Source organism: Mesorhizobium sp. M0991 (assembly GCF_040318915.1).
Lineage (GTDB): Bacteria > Pseudomonadota > Alphaproteobacteria > Rhizobiales > Rhizobiaceae > Mesorhizobium.
In genome coordinates this window covers 205,972-230,686 of sequence record NZ_JAMYNE010000002.1, presented here as the reverse complement: position 1 = coordinate 230,686, position 24,715 = coordinate 205,972, and the positions used below count along the sequence as shown (strand labels likewise).

General features: G+C 63.0%; 32 protein-coding genes. 18 read left to right on the top strand and 14 right to left on the bottom strand.

The window, feature by feature from the left end:
• Window positions 1-5 precede the first annotated feature (5 nt).
• From NKH70_RS04965 to NKH70_RS04945, 5 genes are all read left to right on the top strand, one after another.
• Complete coding sequence (locus NKH70_RS04965; RefSeq protein WP_353024874.1) at window positions 6-665, top strand: ThuA domain-containing protein; 660 nt, start codon at window positions 6-8, stop codon at window positions 663-665.
• Window positions 666-815: 150 nt separating this feature from the next.
• Window positions 816-2,015, top strand: a complete 1,200-nt coding sequence (gene uxuA / locus NKH70_RS04960) for a mannonate dehydratase (RefSeq protein ID WP_352912884.1) — start codon at window positions 816-818, stop codon at window positions 2,013-2,015.
• Window positions 2,012-2,917 carry a PfkB family carbohydrate kinase gene (locus NKH70_RS04955; RefSeq protein WP_352912883.1) on the top strand — a complete coding sequence of 302 codons (906 nt, stop codon included), beginning with the start codon at window positions 2,012-2,014 and terminating at the stop codon, window positions 2,915-2,917. The genes uxuA and NKH70_RS04955 overlap by 4 nt, the downstream gene beginning before the upstream one ends.
• Window positions 2,918-3,025: 108 nt before the next feature.
• Window positions 3,026-3,808, top strand: a complete 783-nt coding sequence (locus tag NKH70_RS04950) for an SDR family NAD(P)-dependent oxidoreductase (protein ID WP_352912882.1) — start codon at window positions 3,026-3,028, stop codon at window positions 3,806-3,808.
• Between the two features lie 71 nt (window positions 3,809-3,879).
• The gene (locus NKH70_RS04945; RefSeq protein WP_353024871.1) at window positions 3,880-4,641 is read left to right on the top strand and encodes a GntR family transcriptional regulator; all 762 of its coding nucleotides are present in this window, start codon (window positions 3,880-3,882) and stop codon (window positions 4,639-4,641) included.
• Window positions 4,642-4,823: 182 nt separating this feature from the next.
• Here NKH70_RS04945 and NKH70_RS04940 read toward each other — a convergent pair whose 3' ends face one another.
• On the bottom strand, window positions 4,824-4,952 hold the full coding sequence (locus NKH70_RS04940; RefSeq protein WP_352715267.1) for a hypothetical protein: 129 nt from the start codon (window positions 4,950-4,952) through the stop codon (window positions 4,824-4,826).
• A gap of 5 nt (window positions 4,953-4,957) precedes the next feature.
• Window positions 4,958-5,173: a DUF2934 domain-containing protein gene (locus NKH70_RS04935; protein WP_352715265.1), complete on the bottom strand. Its 216-nt coding sequence runs from the start codon at window positions 5,171-5,173 to the stop codon at window positions 4,958-4,960.
• A gap of 219 nt (window positions 5,174-5,392) precedes the next feature.
• On the opposite strand from NKH70_RS04935, the gene NKH70_RS04930 reads away from it, so the two are divergent.
• From NKH70_RS04930 to NKH70_RS04890, 9 genes are all read left to right on the top strand, one after another.
• The gene (locus NKH70_RS04930; protein WP_352715263.1) at window positions 5,393-5,791 is read left to right on the top strand and encodes a hypothetical protein; all 399 of its coding nucleotides are present in this window, start codon (window positions 5,393-5,395) and stop codon (window positions 5,789-5,791) included.
• On the top strand, window positions 5,788-7,008 hold the full coding sequence (locus tag NKH70_RS04925; RefSeq protein WP_352715260.1) for an NRAMP family divalent metal transporter: 1,221 nt from the start codon (window positions 5,788-5,790) through the stop codon (window positions 7,006-7,008). Before NKH70_RS04930 ends, NKH70_RS04925 begins: the two co-directional genes overlap by 4 nt.
• Window positions 7,008-7,370 (top strand): hypothetical protein, encoded by a 363-nt coding sequence (locus NKH70_RS04920; protein ID WP_352715257.1) that lies wholly within the window; start codon window positions 7,008-7,010, stop codon window positions 7,368-7,370. Before NKH70_RS04925 ends, NKH70_RS04920 begins: the two co-directional genes overlap by 1 nt.
• The gene (locus NKH70_RS04915) at window positions 7,367-7,708 is read left to right on the top strand and encodes a hypothetical protein (protein WP_353024870.1); all 342 of its coding nucleotides are present in this window, start codon (window positions 7,367-7,369) and stop codon (window positions 7,706-7,708) included. The genes NKH70_RS04920 and NKH70_RS04915 overlap by 4 nt, the downstream gene beginning before the upstream one ends.
• Before the next feature lie 34 nt (window positions 7,709-7,742).
• Window positions 7,743-9,029, top strand: coding sequence for an SDR family oxidoreductase (locus tag NKH70_RS04910; RefSeq protein ID WP_352715253.1), 1,287 nt, complete (start codon window positions 7,743-7,745; stop codon window positions 9,027-9,029).
• Entirely contained in the window at window positions 9,029-9,502 is a 474-nt protein-coding gene (locus tag NKH70_RS04905) for a DUF2269 family protein (RefSeq protein WP_353024869.1), read from the top strand. Before NKH70_RS04910 ends, NKH70_RS04905 begins: the two co-directional genes overlap by 1 nt.
• Before the next feature lie 272 nt (window positions 9,503-9,774).
• Window positions 9,775-10,503, top strand: coding sequence for a hypothetical protein (locus NKH70_RS04900; RefSeq protein ID WP_292657571.1), 729 nt, complete (start codon window positions 9,775-9,777; stop codon window positions 10,501-10,503).
• On the top strand, window positions 10,500-10,895 hold the full coding sequence (locus NKH70_RS04895) for a phage holin family protein (protein ID WP_292657573.1): 396 nt from the start codon (window positions 10,500-10,502) through the stop codon (window positions 10,893-10,895). The genes NKH70_RS04900 and NKH70_RS04895 overlap by 4 nt, the downstream gene beginning before the upstream one ends.
• A complete protein-coding gene (locus NKH70_RS04890) occupies window positions 10,892-11,821 on the top strand; it encodes a hypothetical protein (protein ID WP_352912878.1) in 930 nt (309 codons plus the stop codon). Before NKH70_RS04895 ends, NKH70_RS04890 begins: the two co-directional genes overlap by 4 nt.
• Before the next feature lie 299 nt (window positions 11,822-12,120).
• Here the strand turns inward: NKH70_RS04890 and NKH70_RS04885 are convergent, their stop codons facing one another.
• The 9 genes from NKH70_RS04885 to NKH70_RS04845 are packed head-to-tail and all read right to left on the bottom strand — an operon-like array spanning window position 12,121 to window position 20,652.
• On the bottom strand, window positions 12,121-12,690 hold the full coding sequence (locus NKH70_RS04885) for a c-type cytochrome (RefSeq protein ID WP_352717687.1): 570 nt from the start codon (window positions 12,688-12,690) through the stop codon (window positions 12,121-12,123).
• Complete coding sequence (locus tag NKH70_RS04880; RefSeq protein ID WP_352717689.1) at window positions 12,671-13,555, bottom strand: cytochrome c oxidase assembly protein; 885 nt, start codon at window positions 13,553-13,555, stop codon at window positions 12,671-12,673. Before NKH70_RS04880 ends, NKH70_RS04885 begins: the two co-directional genes overlap by 20 nt.
• Complete coding sequence (locus tag NKH70_RS04875) at window positions 13,552-13,893, bottom strand: hypothetical protein (protein ID WP_352717988.1); 342 nt, start codon at window positions 13,891-13,893, stop codon at window positions 13,552-13,554. Before NKH70_RS04875 ends, NKH70_RS04880 begins: the two co-directional genes overlap by 4 nt.
• A gap of 1 nt (window position 13,894) precedes the next feature.
• Entirely contained in the window at window positions 13,895-14,500 is a 606-nt protein-coding gene (locus tag NKH70_RS04870; RefSeq protein WP_352516479.1) for a cytochrome c oxidase subunit 3, read from the bottom strand.
• Window positions 14,497-16,461, bottom strand: coding sequence for a cytochrome c oxidase subunit I (ctaD, locus tag NKH70_RS04865; protein WP_352717691.1), 1,965 nt, complete (start codon window positions 16,459-16,461; stop codon window positions 14,497-14,499). The genes NKH70_RS04870 and ctaD overlap by 4 nt, the downstream gene beginning before the upstream one ends.
• Window positions 16,458-17,474, bottom strand: coding sequence for a cytochrome c oxidase subunit II (gene coxB, locus NKH70_RS04860; RefSeq protein WP_352717693.1), 1,017 nt, complete (start codon window positions 17,472-17,474; stop codon window positions 16,458-16,460). The genes ctaD and coxB overlap by 4 nt, the downstream gene beginning before the upstream one ends.
• The gene (locus NKH70_RS04855) at window positions 17,471-18,004 is read right to left on the bottom strand and encodes a c-type cytochrome (protein ID WP_352717695.1); all 534 of its coding nucleotides are present in this window, start codon (window positions 18,002-18,004) and stop codon (window positions 17,471-17,473) included. The genes coxB and NKH70_RS04855 overlap by 4 nt, the downstream gene beginning before the upstream one ends.
• Window position 18,005: 1 nt before the next feature.
• Window positions 18,006-18,848, bottom strand: coding sequence for a substrate-binding domain-containing protein (locus NKH70_RS04850; RefSeq protein WP_352912877.1), 843 nt, complete (start codon window positions 18,846-18,848; stop codon window positions 18,006-18,008).
• A gap of 1 nt (window position 18,849) precedes the next feature.
• Window positions 18,850-20,652, bottom strand: coding sequence for a methanol/ethanol family PQQ-dependent dehydrogenase (locus NKH70_RS04845; protein ID WP_352912876.1), 1,803 nt, complete (start codon window positions 20,650-20,652; stop codon window positions 18,850-18,852).
• A gap of 320 nt (window positions 20,653-20,972) precedes the next feature.
• Here NKH70_RS04845 and NKH70_RS04840 point away from each other — a divergent pair, with 320 nt between their 5' ends.
• From NKH70_RS04840 to NKH70_RS04830, 3 genes are all read left to right on the top strand, one after another.
• Window positions 20,973-21,803 carry an SIR2 family NAD-dependent protein deacylase gene (locus NKH70_RS04840; RefSeq protein ID WP_352912875.1) on the top strand — a complete coding sequence of 277 codons (831 nt, stop codon included), beginning with the start codon at window positions 20,973-20,975 and terminating at the stop codon, window positions 21,801-21,803.
• A gap of 112 nt (window positions 21,804-21,915) precedes the next feature.
• Complete coding sequence (locus NKH70_RS04835; RefSeq protein ID WP_352717700.1) at window positions 21,916-22,074, top strand: hypothetical protein; 159 nt, start codon at window positions 21,916-21,918, stop codon at window positions 22,072-22,074.
• 191 nt (window positions 22,075-22,265) lie between these two features.
• Entirely contained in the window at window positions 22,266-22,760 is a 495-nt protein-coding gene (locus NKH70_RS04830; protein ID WP_352717702.1) for a hypothetical protein, read from the top strand.
• A gap of 36 nt (window positions 22,761-22,796) precedes the next feature.
• Here NKH70_RS04830 and NKH70_RS04825 read toward each other — a convergent pair whose 3' ends face one another.
• From NKH70_RS04825 to NKH70_RS04815, 3 genes are all read right to left on the bottom strand, one after another.
• Entirely contained in the window at window positions 22,797-23,099 is a 303-nt protein-coding gene (locus tag NKH70_RS04825; protein WP_352717704.1) for a DUF982 domain-containing protein, read from the bottom strand.
• Window positions 23,100-23,159: 60 nt separating this feature from the next.
• Window positions 23,160-23,453, bottom strand: coding sequence for a DUF982 domain-containing protein (locus tag NKH70_RS04820; protein WP_352717706.1), 294 nt, complete (start codon window positions 23,451-23,453; stop codon window positions 23,160-23,162).
• A 126-nt stretch (window positions 23,454-23,579) separates the two neighbouring features.
• A complete protein-coding gene (locus NKH70_RS04815; protein WP_352717708.1) occupies window positions 23,580-23,783 on the bottom strand; it encodes a hypothetical protein in 204 nt (67 codons plus the stop codon).
• A gap of 287 nt (window positions 23,784-24,070) precedes the next feature.
• Here NKH70_RS04815 and NKH70_RS04810 point away from each other — a divergent pair, with 287 nt between their 5' ends.
• Window positions 24,071-24,655, top strand: a complete 585-nt coding sequence (locus tag NKH70_RS04810; protein ID WP_352516484.1) for a sigma-70 family RNA polymerase sigma factor — start codon at window positions 24,071-24,073, stop codon at window positions 24,653-24,655.
• Window positions 24,656-24,715: the final 60 nt, after the last annotated feature.

Sequence of the window (24,715 nt, the reverse complement as noted above, 5' to 3'; positions counted from 1 at the left end):
ATGCGATGAGCAAGACGGCACTGATTTTCTGGGGCGGCTGGGAAGGTCACACCCCGGCCCGAAGCGCCGAAATCGTCAAGGAGATGCTGGCCGGCAACGGCTTCGACGTGCAGCTGGAGCAGGGGACTTCGGCACTTGCCGATCCGCAGCTGGGCAAGCTCGATCTCATTGTCCCGGTGATCACCATGTCGACGATCGAAAAGTCGGAGCTGCAAAACCTGACCAGCGCCGTCAGGGCCGGCACCGGCCTTGCGGGTTTTCACGGCACCATGTGCGACAGCTTCCGCAACGAACCGGAATATCAGTTCATGACGGGCGGCCAGTGGGTCGCCCATCCCGGCAACATCATCGACTATCACGTCGACATCACCAGGCCAGACGATCCGATCATGCAAGGCATCGACGGCTTCGCCTACCGTTCAGAGCAGTATTACATGCATGTCGATCCGACCAACGAGGTGCTGGCGACGACTACTTTCACCGGCGAGCATCTCGATTTCATCGCTGGCGTCGTCATGCCGGTTGTCTGGAAGCGCCGCTACGGCAACGGCTGCGTCTTTTACAGCGCGCTCGGCCACACCGCCGACGAGTTCACCGTGCCGCAAATGGGCACGATGTTCGAACGCGGCGCGATTTGGGCCAGCCGAGACGCGGATCTTGCGTAGCCATTCGATCTGAACGCCACGTATCGTTGTAATCTTTCAAAGAATGGCCGTCCGAAGGCTGACACACAGGCCCGAACTGCAGCCGATTGACTGCCATGGTAGTATTCAATACATTTGCGGTCTCATAAGGAATTCCGTAGCTGGGGTCGAATGGAGCAGACGTGGCGATGGTTTGGCCCGAGCGACGCGGCTACGCTTGCCCATGCTAGGCAGGCCGGCGCGACCGGGATAGTGACGGCACTGCACGACATCCCTTACGGCGAAGTCTGGCCGATCGACGCCATCAGGCAGCGCCAGGCGCTGATCGAGGCGGATCCGGCGATGGGCCTCAAATGGAGCGTCGTCGAGAGCGTCCCCGTGCACGAGGACATCAAGCTCGGCCGCGGCGATCTCGATCGGCTCTACGACAATTTCAGGCAGACTTTACGCAATCTCGGCGCCTGCGGTGTGCGCACGGTCTGCTACAACTTCATGCTGATCCTCGACTGGACCCGCACCGACCTGGCTGCGCCGCTGCCGGGCGGCGGACGGGCGCTCCGCATGAACATGCACGAGCTTGCCGCGTTCGATTGCTACATACTGCAGCGCAAGGGATCTGAGCGCGACTATGCGTCCGATGTTCTCCAGCGGGCGAGCGAATGGTTCGAGACGACGCCGGATACGTCAAAAGAGCGTCTGCTCGCCAACATCATGGCCGGCCTGCCGGGCGCCTTCAAGCGCTACGACATAGCGGAATTGCGCGAAGTGGTTGCCGAGCAGTCGAGCCTGTCGCACGACCGGCTGCGCGAGAACCTCGTCAGTTTTCTCGAAAACGTGTTGCCGGCGGCCGAAGAGGCGGGCGTCACGCTGGCGATCCACCCGGACGATCCGCCGCGCGATCTCGTCGGCCTGTGCCGGATCGTCAAGAACGCCGACGACATCGCCTTTATCCTGGACGCCGTGCCATCGGCCCATAGCGGCCTTACCTTGTGCACGGGGTCGCTGGGCGCCAACCCGGCCAATGACGTGCCCGCCATCGCCAGACGTTTTGCGCACAAGATCAACTTCGTGCATCTGCGCAACGTCAGCAAGGACCCGGACGGCTCGTTCATGGAATCCGAGCATCTGAGCGGCGATGTCGACATGGTGTCGGTGGTCTCGATCTTGCTCGACGAGCAGCAACGCCGCCGCGACGCCGGCGAACAGGCGGCGCTGTTGCCGTTTCGTCCGGATCATGGCCACGAGCTGATCGATGATGCCACGCGGCACACCCATCCCGGCTACCCGGTGATCGGCCGTCTTCGCGGCCTTGCCGAACTGAGAGGCGTGATGACGGCGATTGCCCATCAGCGCGGCTACCGGCTGCAATGACGGCGCCCCGCCTGCTCTGCGTCGGCGCGCTCACCTACGACACGATCTTGCGCCTTGATGTCCTGCCCTCCGGCGCCGGCAAGTTCCTGCCAAGCGAGGCCGTGCAGATCGCGGCCGGCATGGCGGCAAGCGCCGCCGCGTCAGCCAGCCGCCAGGGCGGGCAGGTCTGGCTATGGGCAAGCGTCGGCGACGATGCCGTCGGCCGCGATGTCATCGGCCAGATGGAGGCGGAGCGGGTCGACTGTTCGCTCGTGCGCAGGGTTGAAGGTGGCCGCTCGGCCATTGCCACGATCCTGGTCGATGCCGCCGGCGAGCGTATGATTGTGCCGTTCTACGATGCCGTCACGCAATCCGATCCGGACCGTCTTCCGCCCGCGGATTTTTCCCGCTTCGACGCCGTGCTGGTTGATGTCCGCTGGCCCGGAGCCGCCGCCCTGGCGCTGGCGAAGGCCCGAGAATGCGGCATTCCGGCGGTCCTTGACGCCGATGTCGCGTCGCGACCGGTGCTCGACCGGCTGCTGCCGCTCGCCTCGCACGTCGTTGCATCGCTGCCGGCGGCACGCATCCTTTGCGGTCCGGAGATATCCGCCGGTTCCGCCGTCGCCATTATCGGCGAACGGACCGGCGCCTTCGTGGCCGTCACCGATGGGGCGAACGGCACCGCGTTCCGCTACTCGGGCAGCAATGATGTCCGTCATCTACCGTCGCCGCGGGTCGAAGCCGTCGACACCCTGGCGGCAGGCGACGTGTTTCACGGCACCTTCGCCCTCGGTCTGGCCGAAGGTTGGGACGAAGAGCGGGCCATAGCAGTGGCCAGCGCTGCCGCCGCCCTGAAATGCCTACGCTTTGGCGGACGTCTTGGCGCACCGACGCGCGCCGAAACACTGGCTTTCATGCAATGATCGACATGATGCCGAACACGCTTGGGCCGGCTCGGCGGAAAAGGGTACGCCATGCGTCGCTGATCGACTACCATGGCAATCGCTGCGCAACTGTTCGTGGGAGGATAAATGGCTGAGTTCAAAAAACGCGCACTGGTCACCGGGGCAGCCATGGGCATCGGCCGTGCTGTCGCCGAAAGGCTGGCCGAGCAAGGCGTCGACCTGATCCTGTTCGACTGGGCGGGCGATCAGCTGGACGAGGTCGCGGCACGGCTTTCGGCGCGCGGCGTGACCGTGCACACCGTGCTTGGCTCGACCGCCGACACTGAAGCCTGCGGCCGCGCCGTCGAGCTTGCCCGTTCCACGTTCGGCGGGCTCGACATGCTTTCCCACAATGCCGGCATCCAGCGTTACGGAACGGTGGAGACCACGGACGAGGCGCTTTGGGACGAGGTGATGAACGTCAACCTCAAAGCCGCCTACCTGCTGTCGCGCGCAGCGATGCCGCTGTTGCGCCAAAGCCGCGGCGCCATCGTCCATATGAGCTCGGTGCAAGGCCTGGCCAGCCAGGAAGGGGTTCTGGCCTACAGCACGGCCAAGCATGGCCTGATCGGCCTGGTCAAATCGATGGCCGTCGACTATGCGCCGCTCGGCGTGCGCGTCAATGCCGTCGCTCCGGGCGCGGTCGACACACCGATGCTGCGGGATGCGGTCAAGCTCAACGATAAGCCCGACGAGATCCTGCGCATCCTCGACAACATGCATCCGCTCGGCCGTACCGCCCGGCCGCAAGAGATTGCCGCAGTCGTTGCCTTCCTGCTGTCCGACGATGCCTCCTTCGTCACCGGCGAGGTCGTGCGCGTCGATGGCGGGCTGCTGGCGCGCATCGGCGGTTCTCCGCGCAAGGAGTAACGCCGGCGCTGCTGCTTGCGCAGGCATTTCATGAACGGCTTGAAACTGCAGAGCCTTTAAGGGGATTGCCGATGGCAGCGCTTTTGGGAATGCGGACCATCACCGAGGGGCGGTTGGGCGAAACCGGCCCCGGCGCATCGGTCGCGGCGAGGACGTTCGAGGTTCTGCTCGACCAGATCCTGACCTTCCGCCTGAAGCCGCACGAGCTGATTTCTGAAAAGGCGATGTCGGAAGCCCTTGGCGTGAGCCGCACGCCGGTCAGGGAGGCGCTCGCCCGGTTGGCCGGTCTTGGCCTGATCGACATCTATCCGCAGCGCGGCAGCATGGTGGCGCCGCTCCGTATTGCCGATCTCGAGAAATCGCAGTTCCTGCGCGAATCGCTCGAAGTCGGCCTGATCAAGCGCGCGGCCGAGAGCCCGCGCCGTGCCGACCTGCTTGCCGTGCTCAAAGGCGAACTGGCGGTCCAGGAGACGTTCGCCTCCATCGCGGACGACAGGCGCTTCTTCAAGTCGGACGAGCTGTTCCACCAGCACATCGCCAGCCATGCAGGGTTCCCCGGAATCTGGGCCGACATCAGCGCGGCGAAGCTGCCCATGGACCGCTTCCGCTTCCTGTCTTTCCCGCGCCTCGACACCATGTCGGTGGTCCTCGGCCAGCATCGGCGGATTGTCGATGCGCTCGAGCAGGCCGACGCGCTTGCGGCGGAAGAAGCAATGCGAACGCATCTTCGCCGCATCTTCGAGGTGCTCGAAATCGTCCAGGAGCGCTACCCCTATTATTTCGAGGCAAACGGCAGTGTGAGCCCACCGTCGGCCGGCTCAATCCAAGCCTGAGCCTTTCTTGCGCGCTTCCGAAGGCGTCTTGGTCTTGCTGCCGGATTTGTCGGAAGCTGGCTCGGCTTTGCGATCTCGACCCTCGCCGCCTTGCTCCTTGCGGAGCTGCTTTTCCACTATCGATCGCGATCCTTCCGCCGGGTCTTGTTCAGGATGAGTATCGGCTCCCGTCATGTCGGCTCCTATCCATTTTGATCAATGGCGTGCGGCGTGGGCTGACCTCCGCCGCCGGTTCTGTCGCGCCCGATCATCAGCCAGGCGGCGAACAGCACGACCAGTACGACCGCGATCCAGGCGACGAGGCGAGGCATCGGCCTCACGTCCCTCGCCGCCGCTTGCTGCCGCGTGCCTCCGGATCGGAGCCGGCCCCGACCGTTGGATCGGGCACGACCGGACCGCGCTCGGCCTCGGAACCCTCAGCTTCGATCTCCTGCACGGCCTGATCCCAATGCTCGCGCTCGCGTCCTTGCGGACGGCCTTCGCGCTCCCAGATCTCATGGGCTCGCTGCCTGATACGCTCTTCCCTGTCCATGGCCTTTGCCTCCTCATCCCCTAATCCGGCGATCGCTGGTTTGTTCCGCGCTGCCAGCGCCGTTCATTGCGGTTCAGTTGACGTGATCACCGGGCGCTCTAGATCAAACTTCACGCCGAAGTCGCTTGGTGCGGGGAGAACAATCGTGTGGCAGCAACGCTACAAGCACGTATTGTAAATGCCGTTACAGCCGTCGGTCTTCGACCGGACCGCCCGTGCTTGCTGCCGATAATATTTGTACTGACGGCATGCTCGCCTTCCGGCCAGGTTGAGCAGCAGTCGAAAACCGCCGCTTCCGCCACACAGACTGCTTCGCTGGTCCTGGAGAGCTGGATCGCTGGGGGAGCCCCGTCGAAATACACGTCGCGCACTTTGCAATCCGTCGGCAAGGCGCTCGCCGATGCCGGTGCGCAAATCCAGTCCGCCAAGTCGCCTGAGCCCAGCGAGCAAGCCGGTCTGACGATGGCGGTTGGACGGCTTTCGGCAGTGGTAATGCGCGCGGCGACGGCCGTGCAGAACGGCAACCGCTCGGAAGTGGAACACGCGCAGCAGGATCTGCGGGCCGCCGCCGCCGATCTGAGAACGTCCTACGCGAAATATTTCACGCCGAAATCATGAAGAAGCTGCTCGAAATATCGCTGGGCGTCGTCACCAGCGTTGGCGGCTTTCTCGAGGTCGGATCAATGGCGACAGCCGCTCAGGCCGGCGCGGCGTTCAGGTTCCAGCTGATATGGGCCGTCGTCCTGGGCACGATCTGCATCATCTTCCTGGTCGAGATGGCCGGCCGGTTCGCCGCCGTTAGCCATCACACCATCGCCGACGGGATTCGGGAACGGTTTGGCTTCAACGCCTTTCTGTGGCCGTTGCTTGCGACCTTGCTGGTCAACTTCCTGGTCATGGCAGCCGAAATCGGCGGTGTTGCCATTGCGCTCGAGCTCGCCACCGGCATCGGCTTTCAGTGGTGGGCGCTGCCGGTCGCGTTTCTGGCATGGCTGTTCCTTTGGAAAGGCACGTTCGGATTCATCGAAAAAGGCGTCGCGATCCTCGGGCTGGTCACGCTGTGCTTCGTGGTTGGCGCAGTCATGCTGAAGCCCGATTGGGGGCAGGTCGCGGCCGGGGCCCTGCCCACACTGCCGGATCACGACGCGGCCAACTACTGGTTCATGGCGGTCAGCATTCTTGGTGCGTCGATCTCGCCCTATCTGTTCATGTTCTATTCGTCGGGAGCGATCGAGGACAAGTGGGACAAGAGCTATCTCGGAGCCAATCGAGCCACTGCCGGCCTGGGCATGAGTTTTGGCGGCACAATCGCTATCGGTGTGCTGATTGTGGCGGCGCTCGTGCTGGCCGCGCACGGCATAGAGCAGGTCGATGACTACCACCAACTGCCGCTGATGCTGATTCCGATCTTCGGTTTCTGGGGATTTGTCCTGTTCGTTGCTTCACTGGGCATTGCCTGCTTCGGTGCCGCGCTCGAAATCGGCCTGCAGCAAGCCTACCTTGTGGCGCAGGGTTTCGGCTGGACCTGGGGCGAGAACCTGAAACCGCGCGACGACCCGGGTTTCAGCACCGTCTATACGATCTTGTTGGTTCTCGCCGCCATTCCGATCGCACTGGGCCTCGATCCGCTGAAGCTCACCATCTTTTCCATGGCGCTGACGGCCGCCAGCCTGCCGCTGACCGTGGTGCCGTTCCTCTTCCTGCTGAATGACGAGCGTTATGTCGGCGAGCACCGCAATGGCATGATAGCGAATGCCGCGGTCATCTTCATCATCGCGCTCGGTTTCGTGCTCGCGATCGTGACCATTCCTTTGCAGATATTCGGAGGCACGTGATGGAGTTGCTGCGCGACATCCTGGACAAGCAAGTGGTCGACCGCGAGCAGGTCAAGATCGGCAAGGTGGACGGGCTGGTGGCCGAGCTCAGGCCAGGCAAGCCGCCTAAAATCGTTGCGGTCGAGCTCGGCTCGATCACGCTGGCGCGTCGGCTTGGCGAGCGACCCGGGCGCTGGATGGCCCTGCTTGCGGCAAGGCTCGGCGGCAAGCGCCATGCCGAGCCGCACCGCATTGCCTGGAACAAGGTGCGCGACATCGGCGTCGACATCGAGTTCGATATCGACGTCCGCGAAACGGCGGTTTTCGACTGGCAGGACTGGCTGCGCGATCATGTCATTGGGCGTATTCCGGGAGCTGGATGATGGCCACCGTCAATCTTGAGCAATTGGCTGGCAGGACTGTGCTTTCGCAGCGCGGCAAAAGCATCGGCCGTATCGAGGAGATACGCGCCGAACCGGATGGCGACGACCTGGTAGTTACCGAGTACCATGTCGGCATCCACGCGGCCTTCGAGCGTCTGTCCGCCTCGGCCATCGGCATTGCGGTCCTCGACGCCTTTCGACTGCGCAGTCGCGACAGCATGTACCGCATTCCCTGGGACAAGCTCGACATCTCCGACCCGGCGCAGCCGCGACTGTTATGCACGAAGAAAGAACTTTCCGGTATGAAGGGGCGTATCGAGGGCGATAAACCGGAATGAACGATACTTTCCCGCCGTCGGAGAATGGGGTCCAGTGAAAGTCCTGGTTACCGGCGCCACCGGCCTGATCGGTGCCTCCGTCGTCGCACGTCTTCTTTCCGATGGGCATGAGGTGATCGGATTGGTCCGCAGCCCCGGCGCAAACCGGGCCGGCAACTATCAGTTGCTGGTGCTGGACATGGCGGTGGCGCTGCAGCCAGAAGACTGGTTGCCGCATCTCAGGGGTATCGACGCCGTCGTGAATTGCGCGGGCGTCCTGCAGGACAGCCCTCGCGAAAAGACGCGCGAAGTCCATCGCGATGCGGCGGCAGCACTCTTCCTCGCCTGTGCGCGGGCAGGGGTTGCCCGGGTGATCCACTTCTCGGCGATAGGCGTCGATCGGGCGCAGCCTTCGACGTTCTCGGCGACGAAACTGGCCGGCGATCAAGCGCTTATGGCGCTTGATCTGGATTGGGTGGTCCTGCGCCCGTCCGTGGTGCTCGGCCGGCCGGTCTTCGGAGCCAGCGCATTGTTTCGGGGTCTCGCTTCGCTGCCGGTGCTGCCGTCCATGCCCGGCACCGGCCGGCTCCAGGTGGTACTACTCGACGATGTGGTCTCAACAGTCGTCTTCCTTCTCGATCCCGACAGTCCGTCTCGCATCGTGTTGGAACTTGTCGGTCCCGAACAGCTGAGCATGGACGAGGTCGTCGGCAGCTATCGCCGATGGCTCGGCTGGGCTCCGGCAGCCAGGTTTGTCTTGCCAGTGGCTGTTGCAAGGCTTCTCTACCGCTTCGGCGACCTTGCCGCGATGTTCGGCTGGCGCCCACCGATGCGCACCAACGCGGCCAGGGAGATCGCCCGAGGAGCGGTTGGAGATCCCTCGGACTGGACCGCCGCGACCGGCATACGCCCGCAAACCCTGGCGGGCTTCCTCGCGCTCAATCCGGCAACGGTGCAGGAAAAATGGTTTGCCCGGCTGTACTTCATCAAGCCGGCGATATTCGTGGTCCTGCCCGTCTTCTGGATCGTGACGGGGATCGTGTCGCTGACCACCGGCTACGTCGGCGGCGTCGATCTGATGCAAAGCACGGGGGCCGGCATCTTGTCGGCGCCGACCGTGCTCGCCGGCGCTCTTGCCGACATCGCCGTCGGCGCGCTCATAGCCTGGCGGCCGGCGACGCGAAAAGGCCTCTATGGCGGCATCGCGCTCTCGCTCTTCTACCTGGCCGTCGGAAGTTTCCTGCGCCCAGAGCTGTGGAACGACCCGCTTGGGCCGTTCCTCAAGGTGTTACCGATCCTGGTGCTGCACTTTGTGGCCTTGGCGGTGCTGGAGGAGCGTTGATGCTCTATTTCCTGCTGAAATTTCTGCATGTCATCGGCGCATCCGTGCTGCTTGGCACCGGCGCCGGTATCGCTTTCTTCATGCTGCTCGCCCACAGGACCGGCAATGCCGCGGCGGTTGCGGCGGTGGCGCGTATCGTCGTCGTCGCCGACTTCCTTTTCACAGCGACGGCCGTGGTCGCGCACCCTTTGACGGGAGCCGCGCTCGCCTGGCAGGCAGGCTACTCGCTGTCGGAGGGCTGGATCGTACTTTCGATCGCGCTCTATATCTTCACCGGAATGTTCTGGCTCCCGGTCGTCTGGATGCAAATGGAGATGCGCAAGCTGGCATCTCAAGCCGCCGCTGCAGGCGCGCCGTTGCCGCCGCGCTATCATCGGCTCTTCTGGCTGTGGTTCGCCTTCGGCTTCCCCGCCTTCGCTGCGGTACTCGGGATTTTCTGGGTGATGATCGCTCGGCCAGCAATCGAATGGTAGGTCGCAGGCAGGTCCCCCTGCGATAATGCCCAGTCAAAGCACTGCGGAAAAATTCCGGCCCATGCAGCGCGAATATCTGCCCGGAGCGGACCTGCGCCTCGACCTGTAAGTCGCACCGGAGTCCGGTCCCGTATCATTTCCAACCGCGCGCTCACCGCCATCGGCACAGGACAAGATCCCGTCTTGAGGCTGGTTAGGCTTCGCTTACCAAAAAAGATGACGTCTGAGGGAACACGGGAAGCACAGGCAAGTTCGGTGCGCAGTGGAGGAGATTGCGCCATGAACAGTGTTATTTATCTCATCGGCCTCGTCGTCGTCGTGCTTGCAATCCTCTCCTTCCTCGGATTCCACTAGGAGATACCATGCAGGACCAGGACGATCAGGGCCGTCAGACGGCCGATTTCGAGACCGCCAGAAGCGAGCTCTCGGAAAGACTACAACGGGAAAAGCAGACCGCGACGGAAGCGCTCCACGATGCGCGTGACGAGATCACCAGGAAAGCCGGAGATTACGCTTCGGAAGCAAAGCAAGCATTGTTCAACAAGGCGGAGGGAACGCAGCGCGACGTGAGCGCCAATCTCAAGGCCTTCAGCGGCGCATTGCGCGCGGCAAGCGAGCATCTTGCCAACAATGATCAACGGACCGCTTCGAAATTCGCCCTTGACGCCGCAGGCGGGCTCGAGCGGCTTTCCTCGTCCCTGAAGGATAAACCGTTCGACGAGGTGCTTGGCGAAATTCAGTCGTTCGGCCGCGAAAACTCGGGGGCGCTGATCGCCGGTTCGGTATTGGCAGGCCTGGCGTTGGGACGGTTCATCAAGAGCTCGCCACCCTCTGCCCAAACCGGAGCACCGGGCCAGTCGGGAACAGGCCGGGCGCCCGAGACGGGTCCTAGCTCGAATGAGTTCGGATGGCGATCGGCAGAGGCAGTTGAGCCGGCCCCGCTAGGATCCGATCAGTCCGGCGATGACTGGGCCAATGCAAGCCTGGAGCGAAACCCATGACTGACAATCAGGACACTCGCAGCCTGACAACCCTTGTCAGCGATCTGGCACAGCAGGTCACAACACTGCTTCAAACCGAAAGCAGGCTGTTGCGGGCTGAAATGTCGGAAAAGGTAAGCAAGGCCGGCGCCGGCGCCGTGGAGGTAATGGGAGGCGCCATTTGCCTGCTCGCCGCCCTGATGGTGCTTTTGCAGGCGCTGGTGATTGCCTTGGCGAGCGCCGGGCTGGGAGCCGGATGGTCCTCGCTGCTCGTCGGCGTCGTGGTGGCAGTACTGGGCGTCATACTCTTGCGCTCCGGCAAGGCAAGCATGGCCCCCTCAGAGTTGACCCCCGACCGGACACAAGACCAACTTAAACGCGACGCACGCGTGATCAAGGAACAGATAAGATGACCGACAAATCCGCAGCCGAGTTGGAACGCGATGCTGATATTGCTCGCGCCAGAGTGGCAGATACCGCAGACTCGATCCGCAGCAAGATGACACCGGGCCAACTGATCGACGAATTCACCGGGATGTTCAGCGGCGAGGGATCCGCCATGCTCAGCAATCTTAAGACTCAGGTCAGGGACAATCCGTTGCCGCTTACATTGGTCGGCGCGGGCCTGGCCTGGCTGATGCTTGGCAAGGGCACGTCGGTAGACAGTTCAGCAATTGGTGCCTATTCGACCGGCAGGGAACCTGACGGCACCCGAAACTTCTCTGACCAGAGGGGCTTGGGCGGGGCCTGGCAGGACTCAAGCGGCGATGAGTACGGTGCCGAGGGCGAAGGTTCCGCCGGCTCCATGCTCTCCGATGCCGCTCGTTCGGTTGCTTCCGTGGCAGGCGGTGCGACTGAGGCTGTGGCAGACGTTGCGAGCGGCGCCAAAGAAAGATTGACAAGCACGGCCGGGCAGGTCGGCTCGGCCGCCACCGATATCACGGGGCGGGTGCGTCAGTCGGCGCAGGACCTGTTCCAGCGCGAACCTCTGGCAATGGCCGCGGTGGGCCTTGCCGTGGGCACAGCCATCGGCGTAATGCTGCCTCACACCGCCGCTGAAGACGCGCAACTCGGCCCCTACCGCGACAAGCTTCGTGACAGTGCCGAGGAAGTCTTTGAAGAAGGCGTGGAGCAAGCCAAGCAGGTCGCCGCCGAAGCATATGAGACTGTAAAGGAAGAGGCTGACCGACAGGGTTCCAGCGGCGACGCCGAGACGTTGGTCGACCGCGTCGAGAAAGTCGTGAAAAAGACGGCAAGCAAAACCGAGGAAGCCATTCGCGATCGTTTGCCGGAGACCGACGAGGCTCCCAAATCGAACGAGTCTCCCGAAACGACGTGATAGCGCTGCGGTCGTTCGTGGCGATTCCGACCGCGGGTCGCCTCGCGGTTGCCTCGCCAAAGAAGCTCATATCCGAGATGCCCGCGAAACAATCCGCACAGCAGATTGCCGGGCCATAGGGGCGCTCGCGTTGCCGCGATGTCCGACGTGATCGCGCGCAGCCTCGCCGATGCGGGCCGGTTCCGAAAGGTTCGTCGGCAAGTAAGGCATCGAGCCGAAGGCGGTGACGAATGCCGGTCCCGGCAAACCGGCATCGTAGACCGCCGGCAGGGTTTGATCTCGACTAGCGAGCAACGATGTCATTTCATCGAATAGAGATAGGCCGCGATATCCCGCGCCTCCTGCTCGGAAATTCTGGTCGAAGGCATTGCCGTGTGCGGATTGATCTCCCTTGCGGCGCGTATCCAACGGACCATGTTTCGCGGGTTGTTGGACAATACGCCGCCGATATAGACCCGGGTGGCCAAGCTGGCGTCGAGGCGTGGACCGACCAACCCTTGCGCGCTGGGAACGCCGGTGATCGTGTGGCATCCAGCACAGCCATTGGCCATCATGATGGGTATGGCGCGGGCGCCAACACCGCCGGTTGCATTGTCGGCCTTCTGCTCCACTCGACGGCTTTGCTCGAAGTACAACGCGATCCCGGCCATGGCTGCAACGAGCACGACAATTGCCGCGGCGCCGAGGATGGGTCCGGACGGAGTGAAGCGCGATGTGGCGCGCACGCCGATGCTGCTGGTGGCATTGTCCGACTTATGCGCGACCCTGATGAGGCGCTCCGGCCACAACGTCAGCGCCGCCCGAGCTGCGGCCAGCACAGCAATTGCCGTCCCGGCACCAATGACCAGCTTAGACAGCGTGGAGCGCATGCGACGTCTCCCATCTTCTCCGTCCACTAGAGCGAATCCACAGACCGGCCAGCAGCAACGCGGCTCCGCCATAAATCAGGCCGGCCGGAACCCACATCACCAAGCCGGCGAGCTGCTGGTCCTCGATCGGGCTAAGGTTCCACAATTCCGCACCGGCTGCGTTTACCGGGTACCACAGCCTTGGCGAGACCAGCTGCAGCACCCCGAGCAGGCCGGTGTGCAGCGAGGTGAAGAAGAGGTGCATGACGGCGCTTCCATAGGCTTGTTCGCGGCCTGAACGCGGCAGCAGTACCCACCAGAACAGCAGCCCCGTACCGAAGAAGCTGGCATGTTGCGCATAGTGCAGGACACCCTGTGCAAGCGCCGCCTCGAACAACACCGGAACGTGCCACGCCCATATCGCGACCCCGTGCAGGAAGGTGGCGGCTAAAGGGCGGCTGATGGCGGCCCAAGCGATTCGAAGCACCTTCGCGTTCCCGGCTGCGCCAAATGCCAGCCGCAGCTTGATCGGCAATGCCCACATCATCGCCGCCGCCGGACGGGAGGCGACCAGCAGGGGTGCCGCCACCGCCATCAACAGTTCGTGCTCGATCATGTGGGCGGTGAAGACGCGCTCGCCTAATGCATGGAGCGGACTGACCAGTGCTGTCGCCAAGATGGCCCAGCCGGTCGCAAACAGCAGGGCTTGCCGCATTCGCAACGGGCGGCTGCGGGCGCTCCGCCTCCACAGCCGAAAGGCGCCTGCCGCGTAAAGCAGTGCGACCACGGTTAGCGGCAGCGTGATCGGCAACGCCAGCGTCCAGCCGGCCTGCGGAGCGCCGGCACCGTAGCAGACCGAGGTCGAGAAGAGCGCGTCGAAGCTCATCGTAGGCAGCCGTCAAGAATGAGCGAGGCGGCGCCTTGCATGACGATTACCAGCGCAAACAGCACCGCGCTGAGAATGCCGATATTGGCGACGAAATCCTCTGTGCTGCGCGTACGATCCGGTTTGAAGGCGGCGCCTCCTTGCTGTCGCGCCCGCCACGACAGCGCGCCGCCAAGCAAGGCCAGCACTGTCAGCACCAGCGCAATGGCCGGTATGACGGGAATACCGTGGGCGCACTGCCACTCCACGAACGCGTAATTCAGCTGCGTCGACACCGCCCAGGCCAAAGGCCCGGATAACAGCCCGCCCCATGATGTGCCCAAGCGAAGCGCACGCATCTCAGTCAAGCCTCGGCATCCAGTAGATCAACAGATAGATCGGGATCCAGGTCGCGACCACGAAATCCCAGTAGAAGACGTTGTCGCCAACGTCCCCGAAACGCCGGCCGCTATAGCCATGGCGCGTGAACATCAGGACCGTCAGCACCAGCGTGTCGCCGACGTCGGTGATCAGGTGTGTGGTGTGGAGGCCGAGCAGGACCCACAGCATTGAGCCGTACGCATTGGTATCCCAATAGATGTTGAGGGCCGGAAATTCGAACCACCGCACGACAAGCGGTGCGATACCGAGCAGCGACATGACGATCAGGCCGATGCGCACGGGCACCATGGCACAGGCTTCGGCGTAGCGGTTCAGTATGTGATTGGGTACCACGCTGGCGAGCAGCAACAGCGTGACGATGGTGCCCGGCCAATGGTTGGGCGGCGGCACGCCCAATGGCCATTCGGGCGACAGATAGGCGAGGTAAAGATAGGTGCCTGCGGCGAGCGCGAAGCCGGTGCCCTCCAGCGCCATGAAGGCGAGAGTGCCCCACCAGGTCGGGCTGCGCGGTCCGAGTCCGAAGGTCGGGAGTTCGGAAAGATCGGCGGCAGGACGCTGTTTCACTCCTCATCCTCCGGATCGCCTTTCGGCCAGAACCAACCGATCAAAGTGATGGCGATCGGCCCGGCTCCCCAGACCACCGCCCACGGGCTGAAGATCGAATAGAGAAAGGTGGCGCCGACGGCGAGCGCGGCGAACAATGGCCAGATCGACGGCGTCGCCGACTTCTCGCGCACATCGGGATGCGCCTCCGCCACGGTCGAAATAACAAGTTCGCGCGCGTCGACGCGAAGCCCGGTCGCGACAGGCAGCGTGTCACGTTCGGCCCAGAGCGGCTCGGCGTGGGTAACCACCGGGATCCGAGCGAAATTATAGCTCGGCGGCGGAGAGCTCGTCGCCCATTCCAGCGTGCCCGCATTCCAGGGATTGTCCCCGGCCGGGGCGCCCCTCGACGCGCTGTACACCAAGTTTATCGTGAGCAGAACGAAGCTTAGGAACAGGACGACCGCGCCGGCTGTGATGAACAGGTTGATGTTGCCCCAGCCGAGCTCCACCGGATAGGTGTAGACCCGGCGCGGCATGCCCCACAGGCCGACAATGTGCATCGGAAAGAACGCCGCATTGAAGCCTATGAAGGCAAGCCAGAAGTGCCAGCGTCCGAGACGTTCGCTCATCATCCGGCCGGTGATCTTGGGGAACCAGAAATAGGTCGCGCCGAGCAGCGGGAATACCGACCCGCCGATCAGCACGTAATGGAAATGCGCGACCACGAAATAGGTGTCGTGTACTTGCAGGTCCAATGGCACCGACGCCAGCATCACGCCAGTCAGGCCGCCCGCGACGAACGTGAAGAAGAAGCCGAACACGAACAGCAGCGGCGTCCTGAATATCGGGCGTCCGTCCCACAATGTCGCCAGCCAGCAGAAGATCTGCAGCCCGTTCGGGATGGCGATCAGCATGCTCGAGGCGGTGAAGAAGCTCGCGCCGAGCTTCGGCAGGCCGGTTGCGAACATGTGGTGAACCCACAGGCCGAACGACAGGAAGCCGACCGAAATCAGCGACAGAACCATGCCCAGATAGCCGAATACCGGACGCCGGGCGAAAGCGGCGATGATCGAGGACACCATGCCGGTGGCCGGCAGGAAAATGATGTAGACTTCGGGGTGGCCGAAGAACCAGAACAGGTGCTGGAACAGCAGTACGTCGCCACCCTCGGCGGGATTGAAGATATGGGTGCCGACCAGGCGGTCGAGGATCAGGAACGTCGACGCGATCATGACCGCCGGCATCGCGAACACGATCACGAAGGAGGTGACCAGCATCGCCCAGACGTAGAGCGGGATCTTGTCCAGCGACATGCCCGGCGCACGCTGCTTCAGCACGGTGACGATGGTGGCAACCGCGACCGCCAACGACGACACTTCGGTATAGGTGATCATCTGCGCCCACACGTCGGAACGCTTGCCTGGCCCGAATTCAGGACCGGACAGCGGCACGTAGGAGAACCAGCCGACGTCGGGCGCCATGTCGAGTGCAAACGACACCCAGGCGAAGAGGCCACCGGAGAGATAAATCCAGAAGCTGAATGCATTGAGGCGCGGAAAGGCGATGTTGCGGGTGCCGACCATCAGCGGCACGAGGTAGATGCCGGTCGCCTGAACGATCGGCACTGCAAACAGGAACATCATGGTTACGCCATGCATGGTGAACAGCTGGTTGTAGCGGTCGGGCCCGATCAGCCCACGCTCCGGCCCCGACAGTTGGATGCGCATAGCAACGGCGCTGAGGCCACCGAGGCACAGGAAGACGAAAGCGGTGATCAGGTAGCGCCGCGCGACGATCTTGTGGTCGACGCTCGAGAGCGCACCGATGATGCCCGGCGCCGTCTGCCATGTCCGCGCCAGCCAGCGGTCAAGGCTGGCGGTGTCGAGGCCGGTATCGCGAGGACCGTCGCGCTCGGGGGCCAGGTCTCCTTTGCCGGCGCCGGCGAGCCGACGCTCACGGGCCACGTCGGCGCTGCTCATTTCAGGCCCTCGAGATAGGCGACGATCGCATTCAGTTCGTCCCCGTCCAGTCGCACCACGGGCATGTGGGCGCCTGGCTTGATCCCCTGCGGATTGGCTATCCAGGCTGCGAGATTGCCGCGGCTCATTGTCAGCGTGCCGGCAGCGAGCGTTTGCCGGCTTGCGATATGGGTTAGATTGGGGGCGACCGTGCCGCCGGCGATGGTGCCGCCGATCTTGTGGCACATCACGCATGGCCGTTTGAGGAACAGATCGTGGCCGGTTTTGGCCTCGGCCGACACGGGGGCGGCCGCCGGCCGCAGCTGGTCGTTCAGCCACGCGTCGAAGACGGGCCGAGGTTCGGCGATGATGAAGGTGCTCATATTAGCATGCTGCGCGCCGCAGAACTCGGCGCACTGGCCGCGATAGACGCCGGGCTTGTCCGCCTTCAGATCGAGAACGTTCTCGTGGCCTGGCATTAGGTCCAGCTTGCCCGAGAGGTTCGGTACCCAGAAGGAATGGATAACATCGGTCGAGGTCACTACAAGCCGCACCGGCTCGCCCGCCGGGATGTGGATTTCATTGGCGGTCGTCAGGATGCGGTTCGGCTGATCGCTTTCGTAGCGCACCTCCCACCACCATTGATGCCCGGTCACCCGGATCGTCAGCGCCGCGTCCGAGCCGATAGCAGCGAGCGTCCGGTTAGCGAAGAAGCTCAGCAGCGTCAGGCCGACCAGAATCAGGGCGGTAGCGGCGAGTGCGGCGACGACAATTCGCATCTTGCTGCGCTCGGCGGCAGCGTCGAGGACAAGCGGATCGCCGACTGGCGCCGGGCGCCGGGCCAATGGCACGATCAGCACGGCCATCACTAGAAGCCAGACCACCGTGCACAGCGCGGTGAAGAACCAGATCAGCCATGCGAGTTCGCCCGCAGCCGGGCCCTTTGGGTCGAGCGCGGATTGCCAGCCGCTGCATCCTGCGAGGAGCAGGATGCAGGCCGTGCACCCGCACACCGTCCAGACACCGCGGCTCACGGCGACTTCCCCAGCGTCGCGGCGTCCGGCAGGCGATTCTCGGATGGATGAGGCATCATGTCGTCGTCGCGGCCCGGCGCGGCGGAGGACGGTGCGTTGCCGCTCAGTGCCCGGACGAAGGCAGCAAGCTCCCAGATCTGGTCATCCGGGATCGTGTCACGGAAGCTCGGCATGCCGTTTGGCCGGCCGTCCCTGATCGTGGCGTGGATGCTTTCGATCGAGCTGCCATAGAGCCACTTCTGGTCCATGAGGGCCGGGCCCATACCGCCACCGCCATTGGCATGGCAGCCGGAACAGTTGAACCAGTTGAACAGACGCTTGCCCTCGCTGAGGTGGAAGGCGTTGGCCTCGAACACGCCGGCCTTGGTGTCGGAGGAAGCCGGTCGCTCGCCGCCCGGCGCAAGGACCGTGACCGCCGTCGGTTGGTCGCCGGCACCGAGCGCGGACTGAGGACGGGTATCGCGTTCCTCGCGCTGGCACCCGACAACCGCGAGGATTGCGAACACCAGCAAGGGAAGACCGCGCTTCATTTCAAGGCGCTCCGACAGGATCGAGGCGGGGCACCTGGTAGGCCGCCAGGATCGCGTCGATCTCGGCGCGGTGTCTGGTCAGGGCGGCGTCTACCTCGCCGCGCAGCGCATCGTCGTCGTGGCGCACACCCATAGAGATGTCGTAGACCATCGGCAGGAGCGGACCGTCGATGCGCGGCGCAACCGGCGTAATCCGCAACGGTATTTTTTGCCTGGCGCCGAAGTAGCCGGCCAACGGTCCCCAGACGACGGCCATATCGATGTCGCCATTCGCGACCGCCTCAATGATGCGTGCTGGCGGGTTCGGCGCCGAATAGTCGCCATAGACGGGGAAACCGGTGAGATGGCCGACGATGCCGCGACGGCCAAGCGCCTGGACGGGCGGCGAGTTGGCGCCGTCGTCGCCGATCAGCTGGACGCCGATGTTCAGATCGCGCAGGCGAGGATCGTTGAAGGACGTGATTTCCGGCGCATCCTTGCGTGTCACGAACACATAGGAAGACCGGTAGTAGGGCGCGGTGGTGCGCAGCATCTCGAGATTGGCGGGCGTGCCGGGCACCAGATCGCACAGGCCGGCTTTCAGCGTGTTGCGGACGAAGCCGCGCCGCTGTGCCCACCATGTGTAGGAAACCGTTGCGCCAAGCTCCGTCGCGACGAGTTCGGCAATCTTGTTTTCAAAGCCCTGCCTGGCGGCATTGGAGAACGGCATGTTGTTGGGATCGGCGCAGATCCTCAGCTCGCGCGCATCGGCGACGGCGGCGACGAGCGAGAGCGCCAGTGCGCCGACCGCGGCGCCAAACCGCCGGGAAGATTTTCTCCGTGCGCGCGCAACTCGGCCGATCATCTCAAGGCAGCCGGAACACATACAGCGTACCTCCCGGCGTGGTTACATCCTTCAGATCCTTCATGACGTTGACGAAGCCGAGCGCGGCGGTGGCGTCGCGCGGATCGAGATCGCCGGATACGATCGCGCCGGCCCAGCCGCCGACGCCCGAAAGAATCGCGACATATTGGTGCCCGTCCGGGCCGCGATAGGTGATCGGCTGGCCGATGATGCCGGACGACGTCTTGAACTGCCAAAGCAGTTCGCCGGTCCTGGCGCTGACCGCCTTGAACCAGCCTTCCATCGTGCCATAGAACACGACGTTGCCGGCGGTGGCGACGGCGCCGCTCCACACCGGAAAGTTCTCCTTCAGGCTCCACGCCGGCATGGCGGCGGCGACATCCCAGGCGGTGAAAGCACCGCGATTGCCGCCCGGCCCGGGAATCATGCGCACGTTCATGCCGACATAGGGCGTGCCGGCGATGTAATTCACCTCGACGCCTTCTTCATCCATGCACATGTTGTTGTGCGGGATGTAGAGCAGGCCGGTCTTGGGCGAGAACGCCGAAGGCTGCCAGTCCTTGAGGCCGGACGCGGTCGGGCAGATGTCGCGCACGACCTTGCCGGTGCCGGTCTTCTTGTCCGGATTTACAATCAGCCGGCCGGTCTTGAGGTCGACGCCCTTGCTGGAATTGACTGGCCCGAACGGGACCGCCGACAGGACCTCGCCCGTGGTGCGATCCAAGAGATAGACATAGCCGTTGCGTTCCGGCCGCACGAGCACCTTGCGGGGCTTGCCCTGCCAGGTCATGTCGAGCAGCACCTGTTCGTTGATGCCGTCGTAGTCGTGCAAATCGTGCGGGGTCCATTGATAGAACCATTTGGCTGCGCCGGTGTCGGGATCGCGGGCAAAGATGCCGGCGGTCCATTTGTTGTCGCCAGGCCGCAGATCCGGATTCCACGGACCGGGATTTCCGGTGCCATGGAAGATCAGGTTGAGGTCCGGGTCATAGGAGATCCAGCCCCACACATTGCCGCCGCCGATCTTCCAGGCGTCGGGCGGCCACGACGTCACGCCGAGATCCTTGCCCTTGTCCATGTCGTAATGCGGCTTGAAATCGGGGCCGATCAGCACCTCGGCGTCAGGGCCGGTGTTGTAGGCTGTCCAGACGACGTGCCCGTCGCCGGCGTCGAGCGCCTTGATCCAGCCGCGCACGCCCATTTCGCCGCCGGAATTGCCGACCAGCACCTTGCCCTTCACCACCAGCGGCGCCATGGTGATGGTCTCGCCGATATTGATGTTGCCGATATGGGTGTTCCAGAGCGGTTTGCCGGTGGCCGCATCGACGGCGATGGCATGGCCGTCGAGCGTGTTGAAATAGATGCGCCCGTCGAAGAAGGCTGCACCGCGGTTGACCACGTCGCAACAGGCAACGCCCTGCGCGGCAGGCTCGGGATTGGGCTCGAATTTCCACTTCATCGGCGCGCCGGGCTTGGTAAGGTCAAGGGCGTAGAGAATGTTGGGAAACGGCGTCACGATGTACATCGTGTTGCCGACGACCAGGGGCGCAGCCTCCTGACCCTTGTTGACGCCGGTCGAGAAGGTGAAGGCCACTTGCAGGTTTTTGACGTTGTCTTCGGTGATCTCCGCAAGTTCGCTGTAGCGGGTCGAGGCGTAGTTCTTTGCCGGCATCGCCCACTGGCCGTCGTCGGGCGGAGCAGCTGCGGCCGGCGGATTTATCGGAGGGCCTGATTCGGGCTGCGCAACCGCCCCGGCGATCAGCGCAAACCCTGCCAGCAGCGTCCATCCCAGCCTCGCAGCCATTGGCCTCTTTCCCCTTTTGCCAGGCACCCTATTTTTCGCCGCCACCAGTCGCGCTTGCCTCATTTGCTGTCGAGTTGCCGACGTTGGCGGAGAGCTCCAGTAGCTGCAACTGCGCCCTGTTTGTTGAACACTCTCCAACGCGTGAGCGGCGCAGAAGTGCCAAATGCAACGAAATAAATGTCGGATTCGGTTGGCCAAGAGTCGGCGGCCGGGCGCTCGGGACAGTCGATCCGAATGTTCGCACTCAAGTCGGAAGTAAATCTATTCCCGGTGGTCCGGGCTCGGCTGGAACGGAGCGGCACCTATCGCAGTTGTGTCGAATGCTGTCTGCAGTCGAGCAACTGGCTCAATCGGTGAAAGAGCGGCGAGCGATCCTGTTCGTTGGAGCCGGGGTGTCGATGAGCGTCGGCTTGCCGTCCTGGCAAAAGCTCATCGAGCACATGCAAAACGAGCTCGGTCTCGACGAGAACATGATCGGCGCACCTGAAGCCAGTTATCAGGCCCTTGCCGAATACTACCGGCTGAAGCAGGGGAGCCTCGGCCCTTTGCGCAGTTGGATGGATCGCGAATGGAGCGTCTCACCGGAAAAAGTGCAGGGCTCGGCGATCCACAAGCTCATCGTGTCGCTCGATTTTCCGATCATCTACACCACCAACTATGATCGCAACCTCGAAGTCGCCTTCGAGATCCATGGCCGGCCCTTTGTCAAAGTCGCCAACGCGAAGGACTTGCCAAAGGCCACCGGCGAGGTGACGCAGATCATCAAATTCCACGGCGATTTCGACGACGATAAATCGTTGGTCCTGGCGGAGACCGATTATTTTGAACGGCTATCGTTCGATTCGCCGCTCGATGTGAAATTTCGAGCCGACGCGCTAGGGCGCACCATCCTGTTCATCGGCTACAGCATGTCCGACATGAACATCCGTCTGCTGCTGCATCGGCTTTGGCAGACCTGGCGCAGGTCCGGTTACGAGAAGAACCGTCCGAAGTCCTTCATCTTCATGCCGCAGCCAAGCATCGTCCAGGAGGCCGTCCTCGGACGCTGGGGCATCGATATGCTGACCGAGGATGCCGACGATCCAGAGGACGCGCTGCTCGCATTCCTGAACGAACTCAAGGATAAGGTCGGCCGACCAGACACCGACTGAAAACCTGCGGAAGTGACGACGCAGTGGGAACCGGTTGGCCCGATGTGAGTTTGGAGGAGGCTAAGTTATACGGGACCACGCCTGTATGAGCGGACGCAAACACAAGCGAAGAATGCATGCCAAACACGACCTGTCGGCCGAGCAGGTCTATGAGATCGATTTTTTTGCCCGCAGGTGCGGCCTGACGAGGGACGAAGCGCTCAAGATGATGCGAGATGCCGGCCGGTTGAAGGACGGCGCGAAGGCGTCTGGCGAATCCGGGCCGAAGTAGCCGCATGGGTTCTACATAGCGGGCGGCCGGGATGGTCATCCCGACACAGATGCTTCGTTGTCGGTCTCGGTATCCGCATGGCAGTCGGTGGTGGAGCGCACCGCTGAGGATCGAGCGATGCACCGGCCGTCACCGATGGAACATCCATCGACAATTTTCGTTGACATGCTCCACAAGGCGAGAGGTCGAACATGTCGAACTTCCAAGCCGCCACCCCGGAGCGTTTGCAGCAGCTCAGGCTTGAGGCGACGGCGCACTTTGCGCCGCTCATATTGCGAGAGGCGTTGGTGCGTCTATGCCGGGCCTGCGGAAGCGATAGCCTTGAACGTTTCGAGAAGACGATGGTGGATCAAATCGAGGCATCGCGTGACGACAAAGCCGATTTCGATGCAATGAAGGAATTTGCCATCGAACAGCTCTATGGCTGGATTCGAGACGTCAAGTCTTCACCGGATATGACACAGCCGCTGGAGAACGTAGATACCCGAAGGACCCCCGGCCGCTCTGAAGAGCCGCAAACGCTGGAAGACCAGTTGCAGGCAGGCCTGGAAGATTCCTTCCCGGCGAGCGACCCGCCGGCGGTCGTCTCCACCGCGATCCCCGGCGGATCGAAGAAGCTCGTCGGAACCGACGAGATCCTCAGGCAAAAGCGGGAGAAGGACGCCGAGGGCGCGAGCCAATCGTGATATGCCGCGTTTTGGACGCCATTGAGGTACCCCTGTTCACCCCGCGTCCGATGCGAAGGCTGCTGTCGGGGCAGGTCTAGGATGCGACTGATCTTCGACGAGGATTCTCGCCTCCCAAGCAGCATTGACGAATGCTTCGCGAGCCTCCGCCGCCGTGATTTGGCCGATCTGGGCGCCATCCAATGCTGCTGTCGCGATCAGCGACAACGGGGCGTTGCGCGCCGGCCATTTTTCGCTCTTGAGGCAGTATGCGGCTTCGAAAACCGAACTGACCGTTCGCGATCGCCCCGGCTTACCGAAGTAGATGCAAACCGGGACATCGAACTCTATCCTCAGCATGGCGGTACTCCGACTTATCAAGTAACAGTAGCCTCTATGGTTTGCAGCGCCCGGCAGGGTTCAGCCTAGATCGTGGGCTTCCCTTGGTTTAGTCCCTGCTGGCATTTCGGCTACCATATCGTGCGCCAGAATTCCGGCCTTGCGGGCAAATGCTTCGAACGCCGCTCGCACCGTCTCAGCATCGATCTCGTCAGCCAGTCCGGCGCGACAGGCGTCGAACGCTCCCTTGTGCGCCGGGCCGCGGCTCGGCCATTCGTTCAGAACGTCATAGGCCTGCCAAATATTTTCGACGTGGCGAGGGAAACCAAGGCCGACGAGAATTGGAACGGGGCGGCCAAAGGATTTTTTTGTCATCTGTATCTCCACGAAAGAGCCGCCGGGTCAACGCGCAAGGCGGACACGACGCCGATGCTCTTTAACGCGGGATTGCTGCACGAGTTGCAGCGGGTTTGTTCGATAGCGCAGCGCCCGGCCCCGGCATTATTTGTTGGTCCGTATCTTTTGCCGGGGATTGATACCGCCTTGCGGCGTGGTGTCGTTCTCGACGTCGCCTTCGAACGTGTTGTTGCCCTGATCGAGCCGGTCGCCCTCCTTGATCGTGCCCTTGGAACTGCCGATGCCGGGATCGTTGGCAAGATCGCTATCGGCCGGCGTTTTGCCTTTGGCGTGCTTGTTTCCTGTCATGAATTCCTCCTGTTTTGACGTGGCGGACTGTCCTTGAGGTGGCGGCCAAGGCTCGCTGCGAAATCGCGTTTCGACGCGCCAATGGCGGCGCCCCGGATTTCGGACGACCTCGATTCGAACTCCGCGATACCGGTGGTTGTTCCGTCAAAAATATCGCCGCCGGCCGGGTTGCCCAGCCAAGCCGCTCCGGTTCTTGGTCGGGTGATTTCGCCCACCGGAACGATCTTTCGATCAATGCATTTAACAGGTCTGCGCTCACGAACTCATTCTGGACGGGAGCTGGACCATTGCCACCCACAGCCTACGCCTTCGCGACCCGCGAAACCGAAGAAGTTTCCATCGTCCACCTCATACCCGCTTTAAGGGCTTTCGCGCGTACTTTCTGCCGCACTCCCGATGATGCCGACGACCTGGTCCAGGAGACGCTGACCAAGGGACTGGCCAACATTGACAAGTTCGAAGCTGGAACGCGCATGAAGTCATGGCTCTTCACGATCATGCGCAACACCTACTACACGCGTGTCAGGGCCGCAGTGAGGGAAGCGCCCGGCCTGCTCGACTGCGCTTCGCTGCGGCCGATCTCGGAAGCGACACAGGAATGGTCCGTACAGGGCAAGGAAGTCCACCAGGCCATCCAGAGCCTTCCCGAGCACCAGCGCGAGGTTCTGATGCTAATAGGCGTGCTGGGCGTCAGCTATGAGGAAACGGCCGAAATATGCGGTTGCGCGGTGGGAACCGTGAAGAGCCGGCTCAACAGGGCACGCGCCGGAGTGCTGCAATACCTTGGCGAAAGTTCCTCGCAAACGCTGATGGAAAGGCGCAGCTATCTGTCCGAAGGACAACTGGACTTCGAAGCCGAGAGGCGCCGCTAATACATGTCACGTTAATTACTGGTTTCGCGCAATCGTCTTTTCACAAGCGCGTTCTGCAAT